Source organism: Stenotrophomonas maltophilia group sp. RNC7 (assembly GCF_030910085.1).
GTDB lineage: Bacteria > Pseudomonadota > Gammaproteobacteria > Xanthomonadales > Xanthomonadaceae > Stenotrophomonas > Stenotrophomonas sepilia.
Map to the genome: position 1 here is coordinate 1 of NZ_JAVFVN010000802.1, position 737 is coordinate 737.

The 737-nt window shown below is 52.4% G+C and carries 2 protein-coding genes; both read left to right on the top strand.

The window, feature by feature from the left end:
* The first annotated feature begins 232 nt into the window (after positions 1-232).
* Positions 233-478 (top strand): hypothetical protein, encoded by a 246-nt coding sequence (locus tag RCF13_RS19340; RefSeq protein ID WP_176056663.1) that lies wholly within the window; start codon positions 233-235, stop codon positions 476-478.
* Between the two features lie 26 nt (positions 479-504).
* A complete protein-coding gene (locus RCF13_RS19345) occupies positions 505-696 on the top strand; it encodes a hypothetical protein (RefSeq protein ID WP_308141463.1) in 192 nt (63 codons plus the stop codon).
* Positions 697-737: the final 41 nt, after the last annotated feature.

Genomic DNA, 737 nt, shown 5'->3' on the forward strand with positions numbered 1-737 from the left:
ACTAATCAGAACGGCGGCGCTAAAAAGGCGCTAGGTGACATAAGGCGAGCTTGCTGTGGTCACGTACAGGCACCGCCAAGTCGTTCTGATGGGAGAACTCACAAGAGTTCAGCTTTGCCACTTAGTCTATTCCACGTTGCAGCGTGAGCAATAGCAACCTGTAGCAGTCTGTAGCCGTCGCCTTCGGGTGGCGGCTTTTTCATATCCAGAAGCAACAGAAGGAAGTCGCATCATGTTCACCATCAAGCACGTTCATATCCATGGCGAGACGCTATTCACTGGTCGTGAGCCACAGTTTCACGCCAACATGGACAGCTCGGAAGGCAAGACCGTCTCTTACGAAAACGAACACGGCGTTCGCATCTATATCACTGGTGGAACGGTCTACGTGATGAATGAGATTGGAAAGACCGTGGCCAAGTATGAACTTGGTGGCGTCGGTGTTGCAATCGATGGTGACAAGGCTTTAGCGGCTTAATCTCTTTTCCATTGGAGAGAGCATCCATGCCCAAGCCCTCCAAGAAAGAGCTTAAGGCTCTTAACGACATAGCGAACAAATCCACGATCAAGGTCTGGCGCACGCGCAACATGATCATGCTTGAGGCTGTCATCGCCGCATTCATGGATACGGATAGCCCGGAAGAAGTGGCCACGATCCTGAGAGCGCAGGCGGATATGCTGCTGGACTTCGGATGAGTGCGAAACCTGTCTGGTTAGACCGTGGCTGGCAACCTGTG